Annotated in this window: 24 protein-coding genes; 16 read left to right on the top strand and 8 right to left on the bottom strand. The window is 70.9% G+C overall.

The window, feature by feature from the left end; translation table 11 throughout:
- Positions 1-74 precede the first annotated feature (74 nt).
- The 8 genes from gap (at position 75) to CP977_RS08660 (ending at position 8,032) form a co-directional block, all read left to right on the top strand.
- Positions 75-1,085, top strand: a complete 1,011-nt coding sequence (gene gap, locus CP977_RS08695) for a type I glyceraldehyde-3-phosphate dehydrogenase (RefSeq protein ID WP_062756618.1) — start codon at positions 75-77, stop codon at positions 1,083-1,085.
- Between the two features lie 106 nt (positions 1,086-1,191).
- On the top strand, positions 1,192-2,403 hold the full coding sequence (locus CP977_RS08690) for a phosphoglycerate kinase (RefSeq protein ID WP_062756619.1): 1,212 nt from the start codon (positions 1,192-1,194) through the stop codon (positions 2,401-2,403).
- Positions 2,404-2,410: 7 nt separating this feature from the next.
- On the top strand, positions 2,411-3,187 hold the full coding sequence (gene tpiA, locus CP977_RS08685) for a triose-phosphate isomerase (protein WP_062756620.1): 777 nt from the start codon (positions 2,411-2,413) through the stop codon (positions 3,185-3,187).
- A gap of 97 nt (positions 3,188-3,284) precedes the next feature.
- Complete coding sequence (gene secG, locus CP977_RS08680) at positions 3,285-3,515, top strand: preprotein translocase subunit SecG (protein ID WP_030205174.1); 231 nt, start codon at positions 3,285-3,287, stop codon at positions 3,513-3,515.
- A 77-nt stretch (positions 3,516-3,592) separates the two neighbouring features.
- A complete protein-coding gene (locus CP977_RS08675; RefSeq protein WP_003957010.1) occupies positions 3,593-3,928 on the top strand; it encodes an RNA polymerase-binding protein RbpA in 336 nt (111 codons plus the stop codon).
- 189 nt (positions 3,929-4,117) lie between these two features.
- Positions 4,118-5,779, top strand: coding sequence for a glucose-6-phosphate isomerase (gene pgi, locus CP977_RS08670; RefSeq protein WP_372460684.1), 1,662 nt, complete (start codon positions 4,118-4,120; stop codon positions 5,777-5,779).
- A gap of 4 nt (positions 5,780-5,783) precedes the next feature.
- Entirely contained in the window at positions 5,784-6,284 is a 501-nt protein-coding gene (locus CP977_RS08665) for a PH domain-containing protein (protein WP_152369867.1), read from the top strand.
- Positions 6,281-8,032: a PH domain-containing protein gene (locus CP977_RS08660; RefSeq protein WP_229991575.1), complete on the top strand. Its 1,752-nt coding sequence runs from the start codon at positions 6,281-6,283 to the stop codon at positions 8,030-8,032. The genes CP977_RS08665 and CP977_RS08660 overlap by 4 nt, the downstream gene beginning before the upstream one ends.
- A gap of 34 nt (positions 8,033-8,066) precedes the next feature.
- Here the strand turns inward: CP977_RS08660 and pgl are convergent, their stop codons facing one another.
- The 5 genes from pgl to tkt are packed head-to-tail and all read right to left on the bottom strand — an operon-like array spanning position 8,067 to position 14,702.
- On the bottom strand, positions 8,067-8,846 hold the full coding sequence (pgl, locus tag CP977_RS08655; protein ID WP_062756622.1) for a 6-phosphogluconolactonase: 780 nt from the start codon (positions 8,844-8,846) through the stop codon (positions 8,067-8,069).
- Positions 8,843-9,925 carry a glucose-6-phosphate dehydrogenase assembly protein OpcA gene (gene opcA / locus CP977_RS08650; protein WP_109185695.1) on the bottom strand — a complete coding sequence of 361 codons (1,083 nt, stop codon included), beginning with the start codon at positions 9,923-9,925 and terminating at the stop codon, positions 8,843-8,845. Before opcA ends, pgl begins: the two co-directional genes overlap by 4 nt.
- Positions 9,922-11,454 (bottom strand): glucose-6-phosphate dehydrogenase, encoded by a 1,533-nt coding sequence (zwf, locus tag CP977_RS08645; protein ID WP_062756624.1) that lies wholly within the window; start codon positions 11,452-11,454, stop codon positions 9,922-9,924. The genes opcA and zwf overlap by 4 nt, the downstream gene beginning before the upstream one ends.
- Before the next feature lie 4 nt (positions 11,455-11,458).
- A complete protein-coding gene (gene tal / locus CP977_RS08640) occupies positions 11,459-12,577 on the bottom strand; it encodes a transaldolase (RefSeq protein WP_062756625.1) in 1,119 nt (372 codons plus the stop codon).
- Positions 12,578-12,614: 37 nt separating this feature from the next.
- The gene (gene tkt, locus CP977_RS08635; protein WP_062756626.1) at positions 12,615-14,702 is read right to left on the bottom strand and encodes a transketolase; all 2,088 of its coding nucleotides are present in this window, start codon (positions 14,700-14,702) and stop codon (positions 12,615-12,617) included.
- Positions 14,703-15,047: 345 nt separating this feature from the next.
- Between tkt and CP977_RS08630 the strand changes: the two genes are divergently transcribed.
- Both CP977_RS08630 and CP977_RS08625 read left to right on the top strand, forming a co-directional pair.
- Positions 15,048-15,995, top strand: a complete 948-nt coding sequence (locus CP977_RS08630; RefSeq protein ID WP_062757152.1) for a heme o synthase — start codon at positions 15,048-15,050, stop codon at positions 15,993-15,995.
- 97 nt (positions 15,996-16,092) lie between these two features.
- Positions 16,093-16,437 (top strand): hypothetical protein, encoded by a 345-nt coding sequence (locus CP977_RS08625; RefSeq protein WP_062756627.1) that lies wholly within the window; start codon positions 16,093-16,095, stop codon positions 16,435-16,437.
- Positions 16,438-16,515: 78 nt separating this feature from the next.
- Here CP977_RS08625 and CP977_RS08620 read toward each other — a convergent pair whose 3' ends face one another.
- From CP977_RS08620 to CP977_RS08610, 3 genes are all read right to left on the bottom strand, one after another.
- Complete coding sequence (locus tag CP977_RS08620; RefSeq protein WP_152369866.1) at positions 16,516-17,475, bottom strand: COX15/CtaA family protein; 960 nt, start codon at positions 17,473-17,475, stop codon at positions 16,516-16,518.
- A 90-nt stretch (positions 17,476-17,565) separates the two neighbouring features.
- On the bottom strand, positions 17,566-18,354 hold the full coding sequence (locus CP977_RS08615; protein WP_062756629.1) for an ABC transporter permease: 789 nt from the start codon (positions 18,352-18,354) through the stop codon (positions 17,566-17,568).
- Between the two features lie 88 nt (positions 18,355-18,442).
- Complete coding sequence (locus CP977_RS08610) at positions 18,443-19,369, bottom strand: ABC transporter ATP-binding protein (protein WP_062756630.1); 927 nt, start codon at positions 19,367-19,369, stop codon at positions 18,443-18,445.
- A 180-nt stretch (positions 19,370-19,549) separates the two neighbouring features.
- Between CP977_RS08610 and CP977_RS08605 the strand changes: the two genes are divergently transcribed.
- From CP977_RS08605 to CP977_RS08580, 6 genes are read left to right on the top strand one after another with little or no spacing between them, the layout of a single operon-like run.
- Positions 19,550-20,275, top strand: a complete 726-nt coding sequence (locus CP977_RS08605; protein ID WP_062756631.1) for a helix-turn-helix transcriptional regulator — start codon at positions 19,550-19,552, stop codon at positions 20,273-20,275.
- Positions 20,272-21,687 (top strand): Fe-S cluster assembly protein SufB, encoded by a 1,416-nt coding sequence (gene sufB, locus CP977_RS08600; RefSeq protein ID WP_062756632.1) that lies wholly within the window; start codon positions 20,272-20,274, stop codon positions 21,685-21,687. Before CP977_RS08605 ends, sufB begins: the two co-directional genes overlap by 4 nt.
- A 60-nt stretch (positions 21,688-21,747) precedes the next feature.
- Complete coding sequence (gene sufD, locus CP977_RS08595) at positions 21,748-22,929, top strand: Fe-S cluster assembly protein SufD (RefSeq protein ID WP_062756633.1); 1,182 nt, start codon at positions 21,748-21,750, stop codon at positions 22,927-22,929.
- Positions 22,929-23,246 (top strand): bifunctional 3-phenylpropionate/cinnamic acid dioxygenase ferredoxin subunit, encoded by a 318-nt coding sequence (locus CP977_RS08590; RefSeq protein WP_030205123.1) that lies wholly within the window; start codon positions 22,929-22,931, stop codon positions 23,244-23,246. The genes sufD and CP977_RS08590 overlap by 1 nt, the downstream gene beginning before the upstream one ends.
- Before the next feature lie 7 nt (positions 23,247-23,253).
- Complete coding sequence (gene sufC / locus CP977_RS08585; protein WP_062756634.1) at positions 23,254-24,018, top strand: Fe-S cluster assembly ATPase SufC; 765 nt, start codon at positions 23,254-23,256, stop codon at positions 24,016-24,018.
- Positions 24,015-25,283 (top strand): cysteine desulfurase, encoded by a 1,269-nt coding sequence (locus CP977_RS08580; RefSeq protein WP_062756635.1) that lies wholly within the window; start codon positions 24,015-24,017, stop codon positions 25,281-25,283. Before sufC ends, CP977_RS08580 begins: the two co-directional genes overlap by 4 nt.
- Positions 25,284-25,292 lie beyond the last annotated feature (9 nt).

Here is a 25,292-nt window from a genome sequence, read left to right as displayed (position 1 = left end):
GTCGGGGACATCCCAAAAACAAAAATCTCGCCGGCGTCGAACAACACCGGCGTACCTAACGAGGAGATCGGTTCGTGACGATCCGCGTAGGCATCAACGGCTTTGGCCGCATCGGCCGGAACTACTTCCGCGCGCTCCTTGAGCAGGGTGCCGACATCGAGATCGTGGCTGTCAACGACCTGGGTGACACCGCGACCACGGCCCACCTGCTGAAGTACGACACCATCCTGGGCCGCCTCAAGGCCGAGGTGACCCACACCGCCGACACCATCACCGTCGACGGCCACACCATCAAGGTGCTCTCCGAGCGCAACCCCGCCGACATCCCCTGGGGCGAGCTGGGCGTCGACATCGTCATCGAGTCGACCGGCATCTTCACCAAGAAGGCCGACGCCGAGAAGCACCTCGCCGGCGGCGCCAAGAAGGTCCTCATCTCGGCTCCGGCCAGCGACGAGGACATCACCATCGTCATGGGCGTCAACCAGGACAAGTACGACGCCGCCAAGCACGACATCATCTCGAACGCGTCCTGCACCACCAACTGCGTGGCGCCGATGGCGAAGGTCCTCGACGAGAACTTCGGCATCGTCAAGGGCCTGATGACCACGGTCCACGCGTACACCAACGACCAGCGCATCCTGGACTTCCCGCACAAGGACCTGCGCCGCGCCCGCGCCGCCGCGGAGAACATCATCCCGACCACGACCGGTGCCGCCAAGGCCACCGCCCTGGTCCTCCCGCAGCTCAAGGGCAAGCTCGACGGCATCGCCATGCGCGTCCCGGTCCCGACCGGCTCGGCCACCGACCTGGTCGTCACCCTGGACCGCGAGGTCACCAAGGACGAGGTCAACGCCGCCTTCAAGAAGGCCGCCGAGGACGGCGACCTCAAGGGCGTGCTCTTCTACACCGAGGACCCGATCGTCTCCTCCGACATCGTGGGCGACCCGGCGTCCTGCACCTTCGACGCCTCCCTGACGATGGTCCAGGACGGCAAGTCGGTCAAGATCCTCGGCTGGTACGACAACGAGTGGGGCTACTCCAACCGTCTCGTCGACCTCACCGTCTTCGTCGGCGGTCAGCTCTAAGCTTCAGGGCGGACCTTCGATGGTGAGCAGGGCTCGGGCAGCGCAACGCCGCGCTGCGCGAGCCCTGTTCGTGTGCTCCACCGCGTACCAAGGAGTCAGTTAACAGATGAAGACGATCGACGAGCTTCTCCACGAGGGCGTCGAAGGCAAGCGGGTGTTCGTCCGCGCCGACCTCAACGTGCCGCTCGACGGCACCACCATCACCGACGACGGACGCATCCGCGCCGTCGTGCCCACGGTCGAGGCGCTCGCCGACGCGGGTGCCCGCGTCGTGGTCGCCTCGCACCTGGGCCGCCCCAAGGGCGCCCCGGACCCGGCGTTCTCGCTCGCCCCGGCCGCCGCGCGCCTCGGCGAACTGCTCGGCGCCGACGTGGCGTTCGCGACCGACACGGTCGGCGACTCCGCCACCGAGACCGTCGCGGGCCTCGGGAACGGCCAGGTGGCCGTCCTGGAGAACCTGCGCTTCAACCCCGGCGAGACCGCCAAGGACGACGCCGAGCGCGGCGCCTTCGCGGACCGCCTCGCCGCCCTCGCCGACCTCTACGTCGGCGACGGCTTCGGCGCCGTGCACCGCAAGCACGCCTCGGTCTACGACCTGCCGGCGCGCCTCCCGCACGCCGCGGGCCACCTCATCGCCACCGAGGTCGGCGTCCTCAAGAAGCTGACCGACGACGTGCAGCGGCCGTACGTGGTCGCCCTCGGCGGCGCCAAGGTCTCCGACAAGCTCGGCGTGATCGACCACCTCCTGGAGAAGGCCGACCGCATCCTCATCGGCGGCGGCATGGCGTACACCTTCCTCAAGGCCCAGGGCCACGAGGTCGGCATCTCGCTGCTCCAGGAGGACCAGATCCCGGCGGTCCAGGAGTACCTGGCCCGCGCGAAGGAGCGCGGCGTGGAGTTCGTGCTCCCCGTCGACGTCCTGGTCGCGTCCGAGTTCCCGGACCTGAAGACCAAGGCCCCCGCGAACCCCACCACGGTCGCCGCGGACGCCATCCCGGCGGACGAGGAGGGCCTCGACATCGGCCCCGAGACCCGTAAGCTCTACGCCTCGAAGCTCGCCGACGCGGCCACCGTCTTCTGGAACGGGCCCATGGGCGTCTTCGAGCACCCCGACTACGCCGAGGGCACCAAGGCCGTCGCCCAGGCGCTCGTCGACTCCCCGGCCTTCACCGTGGTCGGCGGCGGCGACTCCGCCGCCGCGGTCCGCACCCTGGGCTTCGACGAGAACGCGTTCGGACACATCTCGACCGGCGGCGGCGCCTCCCTCGAATACCTCGAGGGCAAGACGCTTCCCGGCCTCGCCGCACTGGAGGACTGACCCCCTTATGACCACCCGCACCCCGCTGATGGCGGGCAACTGGAAGATGAACCTCAACCACCTGGAGGCCATCGCCCACGTCCAGAAGCTCGCCTTCGCCCTCACCGACAAGGACTACGACGCGGTCGAGGTCGCCGTCCTGGTCCCCTTCACCGACCTGCGGTCCGTCCAGACCCTGGTCGACGGCGACAAGCTGAAGATCAAGTACGGCGCCCAGGACATCTCGGCGCACGACTCCGGCGCCTACACCGGCGAGATCTCCGGCCCGATGCTGTCCAAGCTCAAGGCCGCCTTCGTGGCCGTCGGCCACTCCGAGCGCCGCCAGTACCACGCCGAGGACGACGAGGTCTGCAACGCCAAGGTGAAGGCCGCCTTCAAGCACGGCATCACCCCGATCCTCTGCGTCGGCGAGGGCCTCGACGTCCGCAAGGCCGGCAAGCAGGTCGAGCACACCCTCGCCCAGCTCGACGGCGGCCTCAAGGACGTCCCGGCCGAGCAGGCCGAGACGATCGTGATCGCGTACGAGCCGGTGTGGGCCATCGGCACCGGCGAGGTCGCCACCCCCGAGGACGCCCAGGAGGTCTGCGGGGCGATCCGCGGCCGCCTCGCCGAGCTGTACTCCCAGGAGCTGGCCGACAAGGTCCGCATCCAGTACGGCGGCTCGGTCAAGTCCGGGAACGTCGCCGCGATCATGGCCCAGCCGGACGTCGACGGAGCCCTGGTGGGCGGCGCCGCGCTGGACGCCGACGAGTTCGTCAAGATCGTCCGCTTCCGCGACCAGTGAGTATGCGGTAGCGGAGTTACGTCGTACCCTTGCGGGGGTCGGGCAGGTGCCCGGCCCCCGTCCGTATAAGTCCGAGGAAGTTGGTCCAGCCGTGGTTATGGGGTTCTCGATCGCCCTGATCGTCTTCAGCGCGCTGCTGATGCTGCTCGTGCTGATGCACAAGGGGAAGGGTGGCGGCCTCTCCGACATGTTCGGTGGCGGCATGCAGTCCTCCGTCGGCGGCTCCTCGGTCGCCGAGCGCAACCTGGACCGCATCACCGTCGTGGTCGGTCTGCTCTGGTTCGCCTGCATTGTGGTGCTCGGTCTGCTGATGAAGTTGGACGGGTAACTCCAATCACTGGACGCGCGTTGGGCCTTACGTAGACTGGGGCATCTTCGAGCACCATCACGCAGGGAGTTACGACCGTGGCAAGTGGCAACGCGATCCGGGGAAGCCGGGTCGGAGCGGGGCCGATGGGCGAGGCCGAGCGGGGCGAGTCGGCGCCGCGCCTCCGCATCTCCTTCTGGTGCTCGAACGGGCACGAGACACAGCCGAGCTTCGCCAGCGACGCACAGGTCCCCGACACCTGGGACTGCCCGCGCTGCGGCTTCCCGGCCGGCCAGGACCGCGACAACCCGCCGGACCCGCCGCGCACGGAGCCGTACAAGACCCATCTCGCGTACGTGCGCGAGCGGCGCAGCGACGCGGACGGCGAGGCGATCCTCGCCGAAGCCCTCGCCAAGCTGCGGGGCGAGATCTGAGCACGACGTGACGGTGTGACGAACGGGCCCGGCCCGCGAACTCGATTCGCGGACCGGGCCCGTTCGCCGTCCCGGACCCCGTGTCCCCCCGCCGCGACCGCCCTCGCGCCCGTCGTCGCGCCGCCGGTCCCCCTGATCAATTAGGTTGGAGGGGCAGCGGGGCAGATACGTACGAAGAAGAAGAGGGCGATGTCCGAGATGACTGGCGAAGGACGTACGAGGCTCAACCGGCTGCCCGAGTGGGCGGCCCTCGGCAAGCACCGCGAGCAGCTGGGCGAGCCCCATCTGCGCGAGCTGTTCGCCGCCGACCCGACGCGCGGCACCGACCTCACCCTGAGGGTCGGCGACCTCTACCTGGACTACTCCAAGCACCTCGTCACCGGCGAGACGCTGACCCTGCTGCGGGAGCTGGCCGCCGCCACCGGCGTGGCCGAGCTGCGCGACGCCATGTTCCGCGGCGAGAAGATCAACACCACCGAGGACCGGGCGGTCCTCCACACCGCGCTGCGGGCCCCCCGCGACGCCGTGATCGAGGTCGACGGGGAGAACGTCGTCCCCGGCGTCCACGCCGTCCTCGACCGGATGGGCGACTTCGCCGACAAGGTCCGCGCGGGCGAGTGGACCGGCCACACCGGCAGGCCGATCAAGAACGTCGTCAACATCGGCATCGGCGGCTCCGACCTCGGCCCCGCCATGGCCTACGAGGTCCTGCGCTCCTACACCCGGCGGGACCTGACGCTCCGCTTCGTCTCCAACGTCGACGGCGCCGACCTCCACGAGGCCGTCCACGACCTCGACCCCGCCGAGACGCTGTTCGTCGTGGCGTCGAAGACCTTCACCACCATCGAGACCATCACCAACGCCACCTCCGCCCGCGACTGGCTCCTCACCGGCCTCGACGCCGGCCAGGAGGCCGTGGCCCGGCACTTCGTGGCCCTCTCGACCAACGCGGAGAAGGTCGAGGAGTTCGGCATCGACACCGCGAACATGTTCGAGTTCTGGGACTGGGTCGGCGGCCGCTACTCCTACGACTCCGCCATCGGCCTCTCCCTGATGATCGCCATCGGCCCGGAGCGCTTCCGCGAGATGCTCGACGGCTTCCACCTCGTGGACGAGCACTTCCGCACCGCCCCGCCCGAGGAGAACGCGCCGCTGCTCCTCGGCCTCCTCGGCGTCTGGTACGGCAACTTCTTCGACGCCCAGTCGCACGCCGTCCTGCCGTACTCCCACTACCTGTCGAAGTTCACCGCCTACCTCCAGCAGCTCGACATGGAGTCCAACGGCAAGTCGGTGGACCGCGAGGGCAACCGGGTCGACTGGCAGACCGGGCCCGTCGTCTGGGGCACTCCCGGCACCAACGGGCAGCACGCGTACTACCAGTTGATCCACCAGGGCACCAAGCTCGTCCCGGCCGACTTCATCGGCTTCGCCCGGCCCGTGGACGACCTGGAGCCCGGCCTCGTCGCCCAGCACGACCTGCTCATGGCCAACTTCTTCGCCCAGACGCAGGCGCTCGCCTTCGGCAAGACGCCCGAGGAGGTACGGGCCGAGGGCGTCCCCGAGGAGCTCGTCCCGCACAAGACCTTCCGGGGCGACCACCCCACGACCACGATCCTCGCCGACGCGCTCACCCCGTCCGTCCTCGGACAGCTGATCGCGCTCTACGAGCACAAGGTCTTCGTCCAGGGCGCGATCTGGAACATCGACTCCTTCGACCAGTGGGGCGTCGAGCTCGGCAAGGTCCTCGCCAAGCGGATCGAGCCGGTCCTGACGACCGGGGAGGGCGCGGAGGAGCTCGACGGCTCCACCGCCGGCCTGGTCGCCGCCTACCGCTCGCTGCGCGGACGGTAGAAGCGTGAGGGGGGAGGACGCGGTGCGGCTGAGGCCGCCGGGGAACGCCGTGGACGGGCGGGCCGTCACCTGGTGGCGGACCCAGCTCCTGGTCACCACCGCCGTACCGGTGGTGGTGCTCGGCGTCCTCGGCGCGCTGATCGGGCCCGCCAGGACCTGGCTGCTGGTCGCGGCCGGGGCCGTGGCGGCCGCGGGCCTGGCCTGCACCGCGTTCTTCCCCGCCTGGTGGCTCCGGGTGCACCGCTGGGAGGCCACCGACGAGGCCGTCTACGTGCGCACCGGGGCCCTCTGGCAGGAGTGGCGGATCGCCCCGATGTCCCGGATCCAGACCGTCGACACCTCGCGCGGGCCCCTGGAGCAGTACTTCCGGCTGGCCACCGTCACCGTGACGACGGCCTCCTCCGAGGGCGCGATCCGGATCGAGGGCCTGGACCACGAACTGGCCGCCGACCTGGCCGAACGGCTGACCGCCGTCACCCAGGCGACGCCCGGGGACGCGACGTGAGCGAGCCGGCCGCCGGGGCGCCGGAGGAGGAGCGGCAGCGGCCCGGCGCGCCGGAGGAGCGAGGACGGCTGAGGCCCGGTGCGCCGGAGGAAGAAGAACAGCCGCGGTCCGGGACCGAGCGGCAGCGGCCCGGCGCTCCGGAGGACGGAGAGCGGCAGCGGCCCGGCGCCCCGGAGGACGGGGAGCGACCGCGGCCCGGCGTCCCCGAGGAGGAGTGGCGGCGGCTCGACCCGCGTACCCTCCTCGCCACCGCCGCCGTCCTGTGCGGAGTGGCGGGCGGCGCCGGGGTCCCCGTCGCCCTCGGCCTCGCCGGCTCCCGGCCGCTCTGGCAGGCCGTCGCCTGGGTCCTCGCCGGGGCCCTCCTCCTGCTCCTCGGCGGCACCGGGGCCGACTCCGTCCGCCTGCGCCGCACCCGCTACCGCGTCGGCCCCGACCGGATCGACCTCCACACCGGCCTGCTCCACCTCAAGCGCCGCTCCCTGGCCCGCGAGCGCATCCGCAGCGTCGACCTCACCGCCAACCCCCTCCAGCGCGTCCTCGGCCTGGTCAAGGTCCGCATCGGGACCGGCGAGCACAGCGGCGGCGACGCCGCCCTCGCACTCGAACTGGTCGCCCGCGCCGAGGGCGAACGGCTCCGCCGCGCCCTCCTCGCCCGCGCCGCCGCGCCCGAGGACCCCCGCCACGACGGCGCCCTCGCCGTCCTCGACCCGCGCTGGATCCGCTACGCCCCCGTCTCCTTCGTCGCCCCCGCCCTCGGCGGCGCCGCCGCCGGAGCGGTCATGCAGGTCAGCGAGTGGTTCGGCGCCCAGGGCGAGGTCATCGACTGGATAGGGGAGCGCTTCAGCTCCGTCGCGATCCCCTGGATGATCCTCTGGCTGGTCCTCGTCGCCACCGCCGTCGGGGCCGTCGGGGCCCTCGGCCTCTGGATCGAGATGTGGTGGAACTACCGCCTGGAGCGCGAGCCCGGCGGCACCCTGCGCGTCAACCGGGGCCTGCTCACCGCCCGTTCGGTCTCCATCGAGGAGCGGCGGCTGCGCGGCGTCGAGCTGGTCGAACCGCTCGGCGTGCGCCTCTTCGGGGCGGCCCGGGTCGACGCCGTCGCCACCGGCCTCGCCGAGAAGGACGAGGACAAGCACGGCGACCTCAAGAACCTGATGCCGGCCGCCCCCCGCCCGCTCGCCGACCGGGTCGCCGCCCAGGTCCTGCGCGAGCCCGAACCGCCCACCGCCACACCGCTCGCCCCCCACCCCCGGGCCGCCCGGAACCGGCGGATCCGCTGGGCCCTGTGGAGCGTCCTGGCCCCCGCCGCGCTCCTCGCCGGTCTCGGCCTCCTGCTCGCCCCGGTCCTGCTGTACGTGGCGGCCGGCTGGACCGCCGTCCTCACCCCGCTCGCCCTGCTCCTCGCCCGCGACGCGTACCGGAACCTCGGCCACGGCGTCGGCGGGGGGTACCTGGTGACCCGTTCGGGCACGGTCCGGCGGACCACGGTCGCCCTCCAGCGCTCCGGCGTCATCGGCTGGACGGTCAAGCAGTCGTACTTCCAGCGCCGTGCCGGCCTCCTCACCCTGACCGCCACGACGGCGGCCGGGACGGGCGCGTACGAGATCCTCGACGCCGGCCGGAGCCAGGGCCTGGCCTTCGCCGCCGAGGCCGTACCGGGGCTCCTCACGCCCTTCCTGGAGCCCGTCGGCACACCGGAAACGCCGAAGAACCCGGAAACGCCGGAGGCCCGGTCCACCGAGGGGTGAACCGGGCCTCCGGGGCCGTGCCGATCGGGAGAGATCAGGCCGTGGCCGGCGGATACAGGCTCCGCGGCAGCTCCGAGGCCGCCGCCGAGTCCAGCAGCCACAGCGTGCGCGAGCGACCGCGCGCGCCGGCCGCCGGGGCCTGCAGCTCGCCCGCGCCCGACAGCGCGATCGCCGCCGCCTTCGCCTTGTCCTCGCCGGCCGCGAGCAGCCAGACCTCTCGCGCCGCCCGGATCGCCGGGAGCGTCAGCGAGATCCGGACCGGCGGCGGCTTCGGCGCGCCGCGCACCCCGACCACCGTCCGCTCGGTCTCGTGCACGGCGGGCAGCTCCGGGAAGAGCGAGGCCACGTGCGTGTCCGGGCCGACGCCCAGCATCAGCACGTCGAAGGCCGGCACCCCGCCGTCGCCGGGACCGGCCGCGGCGGCCAGCTCCTCCGCGTAGGCAGCGGCGGCGGCCTCGACGTCGTCGCCGTACGGCCCGTCGGAGGCGGGCATGGCGTGCACCCGCGCGGGGTCCAGCGGCACCCGGTCGAGCAGCGCCTCGCGGGCCTGGGTGACGTTCCGCTCCGGGTCCCCGTCGGGCAGGTACCGCTCGTCGCCCCACCACAGGTCGAGCCGCGACCAGTCGACCGCGTCCCGCGCGGGCGCCGAACCGAGGGCCGCGAGCAGCCCGTTGCCGTTGCGCCCGCCGGTCAGCACCACCGAGGCGGAGCCCCGGGCGGCCTGGGCGTCCACGATCCGGGTGATCAGCCGGGCCGCGGCGGCCTGCGCCATCAGCTCCTTGTCGCGGTGGACCACCAGCTGCGGGGCGCTCACCTGGCCGCCGCCTTCCTGGCCGGGGCCTTCTTCGCGCCGGACTTGGCGGCGGGCTTCTCCTCGGCGGGGGAGGCGTCGGGGGCGGTCTCCGGCGCGGTTTCCACCACGGTGACCTCCACCTCCTCCTCCGGCTCGGGCGCCGTGACCGCCGCCCGCTCGTCCAGCCGTCCCACGCCGAACTTCAGCGCCGCCGCGTAGGTGTCGTCCGGGTCGAGCCGGCGCAGCTCCTCCGCGATCAGCTCGGCCGTGTCGCGGCGCTTGAGCGCCACCCCGCGGTCCGGCTGCCCCTCGATGGAGAGCGTGGCGAGCGACCCGTCCGGCCGGTCGAGCACGATCGGCCCGCAGTCGGTCTCCAGGCGTACGGAGGTGAGGCCGGGCCCCGCCGACTTCGAGCGCCGCACGGGCACCTTCAGCCGGTCCGCCACCCACATCGCGAGCAGTTCCACGCTCGGGTTGAACTCCTCGCCCTCCACCTCGGCGGCGGAGACCCGGCAGACGACCTGGTCGAGCGCGGCGGCCAGCATCGAACGCCACGGGGTGATCCGGGTCCACGACAGGTCCGTGTCGCCCGGGGTGTACGTCTCCGCCCGCGCCGTCAGCTCCTCGATGGGCTGCTCGGAGGCGTACGTGTCGGTCACCCGGCGCTGGGCGAGCGCGCCCAGCGGGTCCTTCGCCGGGTCGGTCGGCGCGTCCACCGGCCACCAGACGACGACCGGGGCGTCGGGGAGGAGCAGCGGCAGCACCACCGACTGGGCGTGGTCGACGACCTCGCCGTACAGCCGGAGCACCACCGTTTCGCCGGCGCTGGCGTCGGCGCCGAGGCGGACCTCGGCGTCGAGCCGCGCCTTGGCGCGGTCCCGCGGCGAGCGCGAGACCCTCTTGATGACGACGAGGGTCCGCGAGGGGTGCTCGCGGGACGCCTCGTTGGCCGCCTTCAGCGCGTCGTAGGCGTTCTCCTCGTCGGTGACGATGACGAGGGTGAGCACCATGCCGACGGCCGGCGCGCCGATCGCCCGCCGCCCGAGCACCAGCGCCTTGTTGATCTTGGAGGACGTGGTGTCCGTCAGGTCGGTCTTCATGGCCGGCGCCAGCTCCTGCCGTCTCGTGCGAGCATCTCGTCCGCCTCGACCGGACCCCAGGTCCCGGACTGGTACTGCGCGGGCTTGCCGTGCTCGTCCCAGAACCTCTCGATCGGGTCGAGGATCTTCCAGGACAGCTCGACCTCCTCCACGCGCGGGAAGAGGTTCGAGTCGCCGAGCAGGACGTCGAGGATGAGCCGCTCGTACGCCTCCGGGCTGGACTCCGTGAACGACTCGCCGTACGCGAAGTCCATCGACACGTCCCGGATCTCCATCTGGGTGCCGGGCACCTTGGAGCCGAACCGCACCGTCACGCCCTCGTCCGGCTGCACCCGGATGACGATGGCGTTGCGGCCGAGCTCCTCGGTCGCGGTGTGGTCGAAGGGGGAGTGCGGGGCGCGCTGGAAGACGACCGCGATCTCGGTGACGCGGCGGCCCAGGCGCTTGCCGGTGCGCAGGTAGAAGGGGACGCCCGCCCAGCGGCGGTTGTCGATCTCCAGCTTGACGGCCGCGTAGGTGTCGGTCTTCGAGTTCGGGTCGATGCCCTCTTCCTGGAGGTAGCCGACGGCCTTCTCGCCGCCCTGCCACCCGGCCGCGTACTGGCCGCGGACCGTGGAGGCGCCCAGGTCCCTGGGCAGCTTCACCGCGCCGAGGACCTTGGTCTTCTCTGCGGCCAGCGCGTCGGCGTCGAAGGAGGCGGGCTCCTCCATCGCGGTCAGCGCGAGCAGCTGGAGCAGGTGGTTCTGGATGACGTCGCGGGCGGCGCCGATGCCGTCGTAGTAGCCGGCCCGGCCGCCGATGCCGATGTCCTCGGCCATGGTGATCTGCACGTGGTCGACGTACGACCGGTTCCAGATCGGCTCGAAGAGGGTGTTGGCGAAGCGGAGCGCCAGGATGTTCTGGACGGTCTCCTTGCCGAGGTAGTGGTCGATCCGGAAGACCTCGTGCGGCGGGAAGACCTCGTGGACGACCTCGTTGAGCTCCTTGGCGGAGGCCAGGTCGTGCCCGAAGGGCTTCTCGATGACCGCGCGGCGCCAGGAGCCGTCCTTCTGGTCGGCGAGCCCGTGCTTCTTGAGCTGCTGGACGACCTTGGGGAAGAACTTCGGCGGGACCGACAGGTAGAAGGCGAAGTTGCCGCCGGTGCCCTGGGCCTTGTCCAGCTCCTCGACGGTGGTCTTGAGCTGCTCGAAGGCCTCGTCGTCGTCGAAGTCGCCCTGGACGAACCGCATGCCCTGGATCAGCTGCTGCCACACCTCCTCGCGGAAGGGGGTGCGCGAGTGCTGCTTGACGGCCTCGTAGACCTCCTGCGCGAAGTCCTCGTCCTGCCACTCGCGCCGGGCGAAGCCGACGAGCGAGAAGCCCGGCGGCAGCAGGCCGCGGTTGGCCAGGTCGTAGACGGCAGGCATCAGCTTCTTTCGGGACAAATCGCCCGTGACGCCGAAGATCACCAGACCCGACGGCCCCGCGATGCGCGGGAGCCGTCGGTCTGCGGCGTCACGGAGCGGGTTGGCTCCGTGTGCTGCGCTCAAGGTGTTACGCCTCCGAAGGTGCGAGGCGCTTCAGCTCCGCCTCGGTGGACGTGAGCAGGTCGTTCCAGGACGCCTCGAACTTCTGGACGCCCTCGTCCTCCAGGAGCTGGACGACCTCGTCGTAGCCGATGCCCAGCTTCGCGACGGCCTCCAGGACCGCGCGGGAGTCGTCGTAGGTGCCCGCGACGGTGTTGCCGGTGACCTCGCCGTGGTCGGCGGTGGCCTCCAGGGTGGCCTCGGGCATGGTGTTGACCGTGCCGGGGGCGACCAGGTCCACCACGTACAGGGTGTCCTTGTACGCCGGGTCCTTCACGCCGGTCGAGGCCCACAGCGGGCGCTGCTTGTTGGCGTGCGCCTTGTCCAGCGCGGCCCAGCGCTCGGAGGAGAAGACCTCCTCGTAGGCCTCGTAGGCCAGGCGCGCGTTGGCCAGGGCGGCCTTGCCCTTGAGGGCCTTGGCCTCGTCCGTGCCGATGCCGTCCAGGCGCTTGTCGATCTCCGTGTCCACGCGGGAGACGAAGAAGGAGGCCACCGAGTGGATCTTCGCCAGGTCCAGGCCGCGCTCGCGGGCCTTCTCCAGGCCCGCCAGGTAGGCGTCCATGACCAGGCGGTAGCGCTCCAGCGAGAAGATCAGCGTCACGTTGACGCTGATGCCCAGGCCGATGACCTCGGTGATGGCCGGCAGGCCCGCCTCGGTGGCCGGGATCTTGATCAGCGTGTTCGGGCGGTCCACCAGCCAGGCCAGCTGCTTGGCCTCGGCGACCGTGGCCTTGGTGTCGTGCGCGAGGCGGGGGTCGACCTCGATGGAGACCCGGCCGTCCTGGCCGTCGGTGGCGTCGAAGACCGGGCGCAGGATGTCGGCGGCGTCGCGGACGTCCGCCGTCGTGATCATCCGGATGGCCTCCTCGACGGTCACCCGGCGGGCCGCGAGGTCGGAGACCTGCTGGTCGTAGCCGTGGCCCTCGGAGATCGCCTTCTGGAAGATCGACGGGTTGGTGGTCACCCCGACCACGTGGCTCTGGTCGATGAGCTCCGCCAGGTTGCCGGAGGTGATCCGCTGGCGCGAGAGGTCGTCCAGCCAGATCGCGACGCCTTCGTCGGAGAGGCGCTTGAGTGCGTCTGTCATGAGAGTTGCATCTCCAATTAAGTCGTACGTATCGGGGTCAGCGCGCGGCGGCGTCGATCGATTCCCGCGCGGCGGCGACGACCGCCTCGGGCGTGAAGCCGAACTCGCGGAAGAGGACCTTCGCGTCCGCCGAGGCGCCGAAGTGCTCCAGGGAGACGATCCGGCCGGCGTCGCCGACGTACTTGTGCCAGGTCAGGCCGATGCCGGCCTCGACCGCGACCCGGGCGCGGACCGACGGCGGCAGGACGGAGTCCTTGTACGCCTGGTCCTGCTCCTCGAACCACTCCACCGACGGCATCGACACCACCCGGGTGGGCGTGCCCGCGGCCTGGAGCTGCTCGCGGGCCTCGACGGCCAGGTGCACCTCGGAACCGGTGGCGATCAGCACGACCTCCGGCTCGCCGCCTTCGGCGTCGAACAGCACGTAGCCGCCCTTGACCGTGCCCTCGTTCGGCGCGTACGTCGGCACGCCCTGGCGGGTGAGCGCCAGACCGTGCGGGGCGCCCTTGCCGTAGACCTTGGTGTGGCGCTGCATGATCTCGCGCCAGGCCAGGGCCGTCTCGTTGGCGTCGGCCGGACGGACCAGGTTCAGCCCGGGGATCGCGCGCAGCGAGGCCAGGTGCTCCACCGGCTGGTGCGTCGGGCCGTCCTCGCCCAGACCGATCGAGTCGTGCGTCCACACGTAGGTGACCGGCAGGTGCATCAGGGCGGAGAGGCGCACCGCGTTGCGCATGTAGTCGGAGAACACCAGGAAGGTGCCGCCGTAGATGCGCGTGTTGCCGTGCAGCGCGATGCCGTTCATCTCGGCGGCCATCGCGTGCTCGCGGATGCCGAAGTGGATCGTGCGGCCGTACGGGTCGGCCTCCGGCAGCGGGTTGCCCTCGGGCAGGAACGACGAGTCCTTGTCGATCGTCGTGTTGTTCGAGCCGGCGAGGTCGGCCGAGCCGCCCCACAGCTCCGGGATGACCGCGCCGAGCGCCTTGAGGACCTGGCCCGAGGCGGCACGGGTGGCCACGCCCTTGCCCGGCTCGAAGACCGGGAGCTTCTCCGCCCAGCCCTCGGGCAGCTCGTTGGCCTCGATGCGGTCGAACTCCGCCGCGCGCTCCGGGTTGGCCGTACGCCACTCCGCGAGCTGCTTCTCCCACTCCACGCGCGCCTCGCGGCCCCGCTCGCCCAGCGCGCGGGTGTGCGCGATGACCTCGTCGGAGACCTCGAAGGTCTTCTCCGGGTCGAAGCCCAGGACGCGCTTGGTGGCCGCGACCTCGTCGTCGCCGAGCGCCGAGCCGTGGGCGGCCTCGGTGTTCTGCGCGTTCGGGGCGGGCCAGGCGATGATCGAGCGCATCGCGATGAACGACGGGCGCTCGGTCTCGGCCTCGGCGGCGCGGATCGCCGCGTAGAGCCCGGCCGGGTCCAGGTCGCCGTTCTCCTGCGGCTCGACGCGCTGCACGTGCCAGCCGTACGCCTCGTACCGCTTCAGGGTGTCCTCGGAGACGGCCGTCTCGGTGTCGCCCTCGATCGAGATGTGGTTGTCGTCCCACAGCAGGATCAGGTTGCCGAGCTTCTGGTGCCCGGCCAGCGAGGACGCCTCGGCGGAGATGCCCTCCTGGAGGCAGCCGTCACCGGCGATCGCGTAGACGCGGTGGTCGAACGGCGAGGTGCCGGCCGGCGCCTCCGGGTCGAACAGGCCGCGCTCGAAGCGGGCGGCCATCGCCATGCCCACGGCGTTGGCGACGCCCTGGCCCAGCGGACCCGTGGTCGTCTCCACGGCGGCGGTGTGGCCGTACTCCGGGTGGCCGGGGGTCTTCGAACCCCAGGTGCGGAAGGCCTTCAGATCGTCCAGTTCGAGACCGAAGCCACCCAGGTAGAGCTGGGTGTAGAGGGTCAGGGACGAGTGGCCGGCGGAGAGCACGAACCGGTCGCGCCCGACCCACTCGGGGTCGGCCGGGTCGTGGCGCATCACCTTCTGGAAGAGGGTGTACGCGACGGGTGCCAGGCTCATCGCCGTACCGGGATGGCCGTTGCCGACCTTCTGTACGGCGTCCGCGGCCAGGATGCGAGCGGTGTCTACGGCCCGCTGGTCCAATTCGGTCCACTCGAGGTCTGTGGTGGTCGGCTTAGTGCTCACCCTGGGTCAGGGCTCCTCTCCACATGTCTGAAGCCGGTGACTGAGGGTGTACCGGCGGTGTCGAGCCTACCCCCGTCGGACGGCCCTCTTTTCGTGTTCATGCCCCTCAAATGAGCGCACACGGCAAGACTGCCGGTGGCCGTGGGACTTCGCCTCCCGAACGGGTCCACCGTGTGGGACGGGCCCTCTTCCCCACGGCTCCACCCCTTGGGGCGTACCCCTTCAACACGACCCCACCCCCGCGAAGATCGGCGTCTGGGCAACGTCTAGAGTGGCGTGGTACGCGCAAGCTTCACCCCGCTTTCATTCGGGGAGCTTGCTGGGATTTCTCTGTCAGGGGTGTGCGTGACGGCCGTCGAGTCCCGACCCGCAGGGGTCGTCTTGACTCCCAGCCCGGGGGGCCATCGGCCGTTCGGGGCCCGCGTCAAGGCATTCGTGGCGCTGACCAAGCCGCGAATCATCGAGCTGCTGCTCATCACGACCGTCCCGGTGATGTTCCTCGCCGAGCAGGGCGTGCCGAACCTCTGGCTGGTGCTCGCCACCTGCTTCGGCGGCTACCTGTCGGCGGGCGGCGCGAACGCGCTGAACATGTACATCGACCGCGACATCGACGCCCTGATGGACCGCACGTCCCAGCGTCCGCTGGTCACCGGCATGGTGTCGCCGCGCGAGGGCCTGGTCTTCGGCCTCACCCTCGCGGTGGTCTCCACCCTCTGGTTCGGCCTGCTGGTCAACTGGCTCTCCGCCTGGCTGTCGCTCGGCGCGCTTCTCTTCTACGTGGTCGTCTACACGATGATCCTGAAGCGGCGGACCGCGCAGAACATCGTCTGGGGCGGCATCGCCGGCTGCATGCCGGTGCTCATCGGCTGGTCCTCGGTCACGAACTCGATGTCCTGGGCCGCCGTCATCCTCTTCATGGTGATCTTCTTCTGGACGCCGCCGCACTACTGGCCGCTGTCGATGAAGGTCAAGGACGACTACGCGCGCGTGGGCGTCCCCATGCTCCCGGTGATCGCCTCCAACAAGGTCGTCGCCAAGCAGATCGTGGCCTACAGCTGGGTCATGGTCGCCGTCTCGCTGCTGCTCACCCCGCTGGGCTACACGGGCTGGTTCTACACCGCCGTGGCGCTGGTCACCGGCGGCTGGTGGCTCTGGGAGGCGCACGGGCTGCTCAACCGCGCCAAGGACGGCGCGACGGGCGCCAAGCTCAAGGAGATGCGGCTCTTCCACTGGTCCATCACCTACGTCTCGCTGCTCTTCGTGGCGGTCGCGGTGGACCCCTTCCTCCGCTGACCTCCGCAGGACCGCTCGGCCGACGGCCGGGCCGCGTGGGAAACACCACGCGGCCCGGCCGTCGCCGTTCGATCTACCCGTCGGTAGCATCCTTGCCATGGCAGACACGCAGGCAGATACGAAGGCAGACACCAAGAAGGACGAGCGCAGGGTCGCCCGGCTCACCAAGCAGATCCAGGCCTTCTCCAAGGAGCACGGCGGCTCCGAGGGGCACCTGGAGCACATCGGCCAGGCGGGCACCCGGATCGTCCTCGTCGGCACGGACGGCCTCTGGGGCGACCTGGTCGCCCCGACGTACGCGATCGCCGAGCGGGCGGCCGAGAAGGCCGGCCTGACGCTCCACGAGGAGTTCGACGGCGAGTTCGCCGCGAAGGTCGTCACCGGGCCGTACGAGTGGTCCCGGATGGCGGGCATCCAGATCGGCGGCCCTTCCGACCGCTGAGACGGGGTGCGCGCACACGAAGGGCCCACCGGCTCGCGGGAACCGGTGGGCCCTTCTGTGTGCGTGTACGGGGGAGCCTCAGGCCTTCGCGAGCTCCGGGTCCGCCTGGGCCGGGATCGCCGGCGTGCTCAGCGGGCGCTCGCGCATGCTCAGGGCGAGCCGTACGACCGCGATCCACATCAGCGAGGAGCCGAGCATGTGGGCGCCGACCAGGATCTCGGGGACCCCGGTGAAGTACTGGACGTAGCCGATGCCGCCCTGCAGGAGCAGCACGATCAGCAGGTCGCGGGCGCGGGCCCGGGTGTCGTCCGGGGCGTCCACCGCGCGCAGGACCAGCCACATCGCGACCGCGAGCGCGCAGACGATCCAGGCGGCGATGGCGTGCAGGTGCGCGGCGTTCGTCCAGTCCCAGGGCATGCGCGGGACGTCGCTGCTGTCGCCGGCGTGCTTGCCGGAGCCGGTCACGGCGGTGCCGAGCGCGATCAGCAGGCCCGAGGTGATCGCGATCGCCCAGGACAGCCTGCGGACCGGACGCGGCACGCGCGGGCGGGGGGCGGTGTCGCCCTCGCCGGTCCGGTGCCAGGTGACGACGGCGACCGTGAGGAGCGCGTTCGCGGCGAGGAAGTGGCCGGCGACCGTCCACGGGTTGAGGCCCATCCACACCGTGATGCCGCCGAGGACGGCGTTGCTCAGCACGATCCAGAACTGGACCCAGGCGAGCCGGGTGAGGCCGCGCCGCCGGGGCTTGACCGAGCGCACGGAGACGATGGCCCAGCCGACGGCCGCCGACAGGACGTACGTCAGCATCCGGTTGCCGAACTCGATGGCACCGTGGAGGCCCTGCTCGGGCGTGGCGAAGAGGCTGTCGTCCGTGCACTTGGGCCAGGTGTCGCAGCCGAGGCCGGAACCGGTCAGCCGGACCGCGCCGCCCGTGACGATGATGAGCACGCTCATCACGACGGCGGAGAGCGCGGCGCGCCGGAGCGTCCGGGGGGACGGGGTCCAGCGCCGGGCGATGGAGGCGAGGGGGTTCAGCACGGGCCCTATCGTAGGACGGCGCTTGTGCGCGCTTTCACGAGGGGGGCGTATGTGGCCGAACGGAACCTTACGGTTACTCCCCGGGGCGGGTCACTCCCAGCGGAAGAACTTCGCCGCCGTGCCGAGCCCCAGGACCGCCCAGACCGCGAGGACCAGCGCGTCGCCCCACGGCATCGGCGCCCCGCCCTGGAGGACGTCCCGCAGGCCGTCCGAGAGGGCCGAGATCGGCAGCAGGGCGAGCACGTCGCCGGCGGCGCCGAACTTCTCCAGGGGCACGATCACCCCGCCGCCCACCAGGAGCAGCAGGAAGACCAGGTTGGCGGCGGCCAGGGTGGCCTCGGCCCGCAGCGTGCCGGCCATCAGCAGGCCGAGGCCGGAGAAGGCGGCCGTGCCGAGGACCAGGAGGAGCAGCACCGAGAGCGGGTTCCCGTGCGGGGACCAGCCGAGGGCGAGCGCGATCGCCGTCAGGAGCGCGACCTGGAGGACCTCGGTGACCAGGACGGAGAGCGTCTTGGCGGTCATCAGGGCCCAGCGGGGGAGCGGTGAGGCCCCCAGCCGCTTGAGCACCCCGTACCGGCGCTCGAAACCGGTCGCGATGGCCTGGCCGGTGAAGGCGGTGGACATCACGGCGAGCGCGAGGACGCCGGGGGCGAGGAAGTCGACGGCCTTCCCGGCCCCGGTGTCGACCACGTCGACGGTGGAGAACAGCACCAGGAGCAGCGAGGGGATGATCACCGTCAGGAGCAGCTGCTCGCCGTTGCGCAGCAGCATCCTGGTCTCCAGGGCGGTCTGCGCGGCGATCATCCGCCCGACGGGCGCGGCACCGGGCCGGGGGGAGTAGGTGCCCGTGGACTTCGGGAGGGGGGTCCCCGCGCTCATGACCTCAGCTCCTTGCCCGTGAGCTCCAGGCTGTGCCGACCCGGGGGGCGCCCCCCGGACCCCCGGCAGATCCCGTCGGTGGCCGGCTTCATGACCTCAGCTCCTTGCCGGTGAGCTCCAGAAAAACGTCTTCGAGGGTGTGCCGCTCGACCGAGATGCCGTCCGGCATCACGCCGTTCTGGGCGCACCAGCTGGTGACCGTGGCGAGCAGCTGCGGGTCGACGTCGCCGGTGATCCGGTACGTGCCCGGCAGGGTCTCCGCCGCGGCCGTGCCGTCCGGGAGCGCCTTGAGCAGGGAGCCCAGGTCGAGCCCGGGGCGGCCGGTGAAGCGCAGGGTGTTCTCGGCGCCGCCGCGGCACAGCTCCTCGGGGCTGCCCTGGACGGCGATCCGGCCGGCGTCGACGATGGCGACGTCGTCGGCCAGCTCCTCCGCCTCCTGCATGAAGTGGGTGGTGAGGACCGTGGTCACCCCGTCGGCGCGCAGCTCGCGGACCAGGTCCCAGGTGGCGCGGCGGGCCTGCGGGTCGAGCCCGGCGGTGGGCTCGTCCAGGAAGACCAGCTCGGGGCGGCCGACGACGGCCATGGCGAGCGCGAGGCGCTGCTGCTGGCCGCCGGAGAGGCGCCGGTAGGTCGTACGGCCGCAGGAGCCGAGGCCGAGTCGCTCGATCAGGGCGTCCACGTCCAGCGGGTGGGCGTGCAGCTTGGCCATGTGGCGGAGCATCTCGTCGGCGCGGGCGCCGGAGTAGACGCCGCCGGACTGGAGCATGACGCCGATCCGGGGGCGCAGGGCGGCCGCGTCGGCGACCGGGTCCAGGCCGAGGACCCGGACGGTGCCGGCGTCGGGCCTGCGGTAGCCCTCGCAGGTCTCGATCGTGGTGGTCTTGCCGGCCCCGTTGGGACCGAGGACGGCGGTGACGGTGCCGGCCCGCACGTCGAGGTCGAGGCCGTCGACGGCGGTCTTGTCCCCGTACCGCTTGACCAGGCCGCGGACCTGGACGACGGGCTCTTTTCGCATGTCCGGCAGTCTAGAGAGCACCCGGGGGCCCTCCGGCCGCGGGGCCCGAAGAGTGGGCGAATTCATCCCACGAATGATCGTTTCCGCAGGTCAGGTAAGCCTTACCTGAGTGACGCACGGCACCGTCCGCGCTCCGGGCACGGCTTGTCACTCCTGGATTAATTACGCAACAATGGTGTTGTGAAAAACGTGGGCGCGGCTCCGGTGGAGGAACTCGCGACCCGGGAACGCTCCACGCGCAACCGGGTCGCGCGGTCGATCCTGGACCACGGGCCGTCGACCGTCGCCGACCTGGCCGAACGGCTCGGCCTCACCCAGGCCGCCGTCCGCCGCCACCTCGACTCGCTGGTCGCGGAGAACGTCGTCGAGGCGCGCGAGAAGCGCGTCTACGGCAACCGCGGACGCGGCCGCCCCGCGAAGGTCTTCGCGCTGACCGACTGCGGCCGGGACGCCTTCGACCAGTCGTACGACTCCCTCGCCGTCGAGGCGCTCCGCTGGATCGAGCGCAACGCCGGGGGCGAGGAGGCCGTCGCCGCCTTCGCCCGGGACCGGATCGAGAGCCAGGGAGGCGCGTACCGCGAGGCCGTCGAGGCGGCCGAACCCGCGCGGCGGACCGAGGCGCTCGCCAAGGCCCTCACGGCGGACGGGTACGCTGCCACTGCGCGGAACGCGCCGGTCGGCGAGCAGCTCTGCCAGCACCACTGCCCGGTAGCCCACGTCGCCGAGCAGTACCCACAGCTGTGCGAGGCGGAGACGGAGTTCTTCTCCCGCCTCCTGGGAACGCACGTCCAGCGTCTGGCCACCATCGCCCATGGTGACGGCGTCTGCACCACGTTCATCCCGCACGGCACACCACAGACCACCGAATCAGCATCCGCACGTACGGCCGGGAGGAACCCCGCATGACCACCGAGATCAGCCACCCCGAGCTTGAGGGCCTGGGTCGGTACGAGTACGGCTGGGCCGACTCGGACGCGGCCGGCGCCACCGCCAAGCGCGGTCTGAACGAAGACGTCGTCCGCGACATCTCCGCGAAGAAGAACGAGCCCGACTGGATGCTGAAGCTGCGTCTCAAGGGTCTGCGGCTCTTCGGCAAGAAGCCCATGCCGACATGGGGCTCCGACCTCTCCGGCATCGACTTCGACAACATCAAGTACTTCGTGCGGTCCACCGAGAAGCAGGCCGAGTCCTGGGAGGACCTGCCGGAGGACATCAAGAACACGTACGACAAGCTCGGCATCCCCGAGGCGGAGAAGCAGCGCCTCGTCGCCGGCGTCGCCGCCCAGTACGAGTCCGAGGTCGTCTACCACCAGATCCGCGAGGACCTGGAGGAGCAGGGCGTCATCTTCGTCGACACCGACACCGCCCTGAAGGAGCACGAGGAGCTCTTCAAGGAGTACTTCGGCACCGTCATCCCGGTCGGCGACAACAAGTTCGCCTCCCTGAACACGGCCGTGTGGTCCGGCGGCTCCTTCATCTACGTGCCGAAGGGCGTGCACGTCGAGATCCCGCTCCAGGCCTACTTCCGCATCAACACGGAGAACATGGGCCAGTTCGAGCGGACGCTGATCATCGTCGACGAGGACGCCTACGTCCACTACGTCGAGGGCTGCACCGCCCCGATCTACTCCTCGGACTCGCTGCACAGCGCCGTGGTCGAGATCATCGTCAAGAAGGGCGGCCGCTGCCGCTACACGACCATCCAGAACTGGTCGAACAACGTCTACAACCTGGTGACCAAGCGCGCCGTCGCCTACGAGGGCGCCACCATGGAGTGGGTCGACGGCAACATCGGCTCCAAGGTCACCATGAAGTACCCGGCCGTCTACCTCATGGGCGAGCACGCCAAGGGCGAGACCCTGTCCATCGCCTTCGCGGGCGAGGGCCAGCACCAGGACGCCGGCGCCAAGATGGTCCACATGGCCCCGAACACCTCCTCCAACATCGTCTCCAAGTCGGTGGCGCGAGGCGGCGGCCGCACCTCCTACCGCGGTCTCATCGAGATCGGCGAGGGTGCCCCGGGCGCCAAGTCCAACGTGCTCTGCGACGCGCTGCTCGTCGACACCATCTCCCGCTCCGACACGTACCCCTACGTGGACGTGCGCGAGGACGACGTCTCCATGGGCCACGAGGCCACCGTCTCCAAGGTCTCCGAGGACCAGCTCTTCTACCTGATGAGCCGCGGCCTCACCGAGTTCGAGGCCATGGCGATGATCGTCCGCGGCTTCGTCGAGCCCATCGCCAAGGAACTCCCGATGGAGTACGCCCTGGAGCTCAACCGGCTGATCGAGCTGCAGATGGAAGGCGCGGTCGGCTAAGGCCCACCGCACCAGCAGCGACCGTTTCCACGTACGCAGGAAGAGAGCAATACGACAGCCATGGCTGAGGCTCAGAACATCCCGGCGGGATCCACCACCGCCGGCTCGATCGCGGTGGCCGCCGAGTCCACCGTCGCCACGCGCATGAGCGCGCCCCCGTCCTTCGACGTCGCGGACTTCCCCGTCCCGCACGGCCGCGAGGAGGAGTGGCGGTTCACCCCGCTGGAGCGCCTGCGCGGTCTGCACGACGGCACCGCCGTCGCCACCGGCGAGGGCGTCAAGGTCGACATCGAGGCCCCCGAGGGCGTCACCGTCGAGACCGTCGGCCGCGACGACGAGCGCCTCGGCCGGGCGGGCAAGCCCGTCGACCGGGTCGCCGCCCAGGCGTACTCCTCGTTCGAGAAGGCCTCGGTCGTCACCGTCGCCAAGGACGCCGTCCTCACCGAGCCGATCCGCATCGCCGTGCACGGGCACGGCGGGACCGCCTTCGGCCACCAGGTGATCGAGCTCGGCGCCTTCGCCGAGGCCGTCGTGGTCATCGACCACACCGGTGACGCCGTCCTCGCCGCCAACGTCGACTACGTCCTCGGCGACGGCGCCAAGCTCACCGTCGTCTCCGTCCAGGACTGGGACGAGAAGGCCGTCCACGTCGCCCAGCACAACGCGCTGGTCGGCCGCGACGCCTCCTTCAAGTCGGTCGTCGTCACCTTCGGCGGCGACGTCGTCCGCATCCACCCGCGCGTGGCGTACGCGGCCCCCGGCGGCGAGGCCGAGCTCTTCGGCCTGTACTTCACCGACGCGGGCCAGCACCAGGAGCACCGCCTCCTGGTCGACCACAACACCCCGCACTGCAAGTCCAACGTGGCCTACAAGGGCGCGCTGCAGGGCGAGGGCGCGCACGCCGTCTGGATCGGCGACGTGCTCATCCAGGCCGCCGCCGAGGGCACCGACACGTACGAGCTGAACCGGAACCTGGTCCTCACGGACGGCGCCCGGGTCGACTCCGTGCCGAACCTGGAGATCGAGACCGGCGAGATCGCCGGCGCCGGCCACGCCTCGGCCACCGGCCGCTTCGACGACGAGCAGCTCTTTTACCTGATGGCCCGCGGCATCCCGGAGACCGAGGCCCGCCGCCTCGTCGTCCGCGGCTTCTTCGCCGAGCTGGTCCAGCAGATCGGCCTGCCCGACGTCCAGGAGCGCCTGATCGCCAAGATCGAGGCCGAGCTGGAGGCCTCCGTCTGATGGCCTTCGTCCGAGTCTGCGCACTGAGCGAGCTGGAGACCGACACCCCCAAGCGGGTCGAGGTCGACGGCACGCCGGTGTCGGTCGTGCACACCGAGGGCGAGGTGTTCGCGATCAACGACATCTGCTCGCACGCGAACGTCTCCCTCTCGGAGGGCGAGGTCGAGGACTGCGCCATCGAGTGCTGGCTGCACGGCTCCAGCTTCGACCTGCGCACGGGCAAGCCCTCCGGCCTTCCCGCGACGCGCCCCGTCCCCGTATACCCCGTAAAGATCGAAGGGGACGATGTGCTCGTCTCCGTCACCCAGGAGTCCTGAGTCACCCATGGCTACGCTTGAAATCCACGACCTGCACGTCTCCGTCGAGGCGGAGAACGGCCCCCGCGAGATCCTCAAGGGCGTCGACCTGACCATCAAGCAGGGCGAGACCCACGCCGTCATGGGCCCCAACGGCTCCGGCAAGTCGACCCTGGCGTACTCGCTGGCCGGCCACCCGAAGTACACGGTCACCGGCGGCACCGTCACCCTCGACGGCGAGGACGTCCTGGAGATGTCGGTCGACGAGCGCGCCCGCGCCGGCGTCTTCCTGGCCATGCAGTACCCGGTCGAGGTCCCCGGCGTCTCGGTCTCCAACTTCCTGCGCACCTCCGCCACCGCCGTCCGCGGCGAGGCGCCCAAGCTGCGCACCTGGGTGAAGGAGGTCAAGGAGGCCATGGCGGAGCTCCAGATGGACCCGGCCTTCGCCGAGCGCAACGTCAACGAGGGCTTCTCCGGCGGTGAGAAGAAGCGCCACGAGATCCTCCAGCTGGAGCTCCTCAAGCCGAAGATCGCGATCCTCGACGAGACCGACTCCGGCCTCGACGTCGACGCCCTGCGCATCGTCTCCGAGGGCGTCAACCGCGTCCGCGAGAGCGGCGAGGTCGGCACCCTGCTGATCACCCACTACACGCGCATCCTGCGCTACATCAAGCCCGACTTCGTGCACGTCTTCGCGAACGGTCGCATCGCCGAGTCCGGCGGCGCCGAGCTCGCCGACCAGCTGGAGAACGAGGGCTACGACAAGTACGTGAAGGGTGGCGCGTCCGCGTGACTTCTGCCCATCAGGGGCTCTCCGGCCTCCTCGACACCGAGGCGATCCGCAAGGACTTCCCGCTCCTGGATCGCACGGTCCACGACGGCAAGAAGATCGTGTACCTCGACTCCGCGGCGACCTCGCAGAAGCCGCGGCAGGTGCTCGACGCGCTCAACGCGTACTACGAGCGCCACAACGCCAACGTCCACCGTGGCGTCTACACGGTCGCCGAGGAGGCGACGGCGCTCTACGAGGGCTCCCGCGACAAGGTCGCGGCCTTCATCAACGCGCCGAGCCGCGACGAGGTGATCTTCACCAAGAACGCCTCCGAGTCGCTCAACCTCGTGGCCAACATGCTGGGCTGGGCCGACGAGCCCTACCGCGTGGACCACGAGACCGAGATCGCCATCACGGAGATGGAGCACCACTCCAACATCGTGCCGTGGCAGCTGCTCTCGCAGCGCACGGGCGCGAAGCTGAAGTGGTTCGGCCTCACCGACGACGGGCGTCTCGACCTCTCGAACATCGAAGAGGTCATCACCGAGAAGACCAAGATCGTCTCCTTCACCCTGGTCTCGAACCTGCTCGGCACGTTCAACCCGGTCGAGACGATCATCCGCCGCGCCCAGGAGGTCGGTGCGCTCGTCTGCATCGACGCCTCCCAGGCGGCCCCGCACATGGTCCTGGACGTACAGGCGCTCCAGGCCGACTTCGTGGCCTTCACCGGCCACAAGATGTGCGGTCCGACCGGCATCGGCGTGCTGTGGGGACGGCAGGAGCTCCTGGAGGACCTGCCGCCCTTCCTCGGCGGCGGCGAGATGATCGAGACCGTCTCGATGCACTCCTCGACGTACGCGCCGGCTCCGCACAAGTTCGAGGCGGGCACGCCCCCGATCGCGCAGGCCGTCGGCCTCGGCGCGGCCGTGGACTACCTCTCGGCGATCGGCATGGAGAACATCCACCGCCACGAGCAGGCGATCACCGAGTACGCCGTCCGGCGCCTCCAGGAGGTCCCGGACCTGCGGATCATCGGCCCCACCACGGCCGAGGACCGCGGCGCGGCGATCTCCTTCACGCTCGGCGACATCCACCCGCACGACGTGGGCCAGGTCCTCGACGAGCAGGGCATCGCGGTCCGGGTCGGCCACCACTGCGCGCGGCCGGTCTGCCTCCGCTACGGAATTCCCGCGACCACGCGGGCGTCGTTCTATCTGTACTCCACTCCGGCCGAGGTCGACGCCCTGGTCGAGGGGCTGGAGCACGTACGGAACTTCTTCGGCTAGGGGACACGC

Source organism: Streptomyces cinereoruber, from assembly GCF_009299385.1.
In the GTDB taxonomy this organism is placed as follows: Bacteria; Actinomycetota; Actinomycetes; order Streptomycetales; family Streptomycetaceae; genus Streptomyces; species Streptomyces bikiniensis.
This window is presented reverse-complemented; position numbering and strand designations above follow the sequence as displayed.

Coding starts and splice junctions, on each gene's coding strand:
- sufC (WP_062756634.1), top strand. CDS start 23,254: ATGGCTACGCTTGAAATCCACGACCTGCACGTCTCCGTCGAGGCGGAG.
- tal (WP_062756625.1), bottom strand. CDS start 12,577: ATGACAGACGCACTCAAGCGCCTCTCCGACGAAGGCGTCGCGATCTGG.
- CP977_RS08615 (WP_062756629.1), bottom strand. CDS start 18,354: ATGAGCGCGGGGACCCCCCTCCCGAAGTCCACGGGCACCTACTCCCCC.
- CP977_RS08610 (WP_062756630.1), bottom strand. CDS start 19,369: ATGCGAAAAGAGCCCGTCGTCCAGGTCCGCGGCCTGGTCAAGCGGTAC.
- secG (WP_030205174.1), top strand. CDS start 3,285: ATGGGGTTCTCGATCGCCCTGATCGTCTTCAGCGCGCTGCTGATGCTG.
- CP977_RS08625 (WP_062756627.1), top strand. CDS start 16,093: ATGGCAGACACGCAGGCAGATACGAAGGCAGACACCAAGAAGGACGAG.
- tpiA (WP_062756620.1), top strand. CDS start 2,411: ATGACCACCCGCACCCCGCTGATGGCGGGCAACTGGAAGATGAACCTC.
- opcA (WP_109185695.1), bottom strand. CDS start 9,925: ATGAAGACCGACCTGACGGACACCACGTCCTCCAAGATCAACAAGGCG.
- sufD (WP_062756633.1), top strand. CDS start 21,748: ATGGCTGAGGCTCAGAACATCCCGGCGGGATCCACCACCGCCGGCTCG.
- CP977_RS08590 (WP_030205123.1), top strand. CDS start 22,929: ATGGCCTTCGTCCGAGTCTGCGCACTGAGCGAGCTGGAGACCGACACC.
- sufB (WP_062756632.1), top strand. CDS start 20,272: ATGACCACCGAGATCAGCCACCCCGAGCTTGAGGGCCTGGGTCGGTAC.
- pgi (WP_372460684.1), top strand. CDS start 4,118: ATGTCCGAGATGACTGGCGAAGGACGTACGAGGCTCAACCGGCTGCCC.
- CP977_RS08690 (WP_062756619.1), top strand. CDS start 1,192: ATGAAGACGATCGACGAGCTTCTCCACGAGGGCGTCGAAGGCAAGCGG.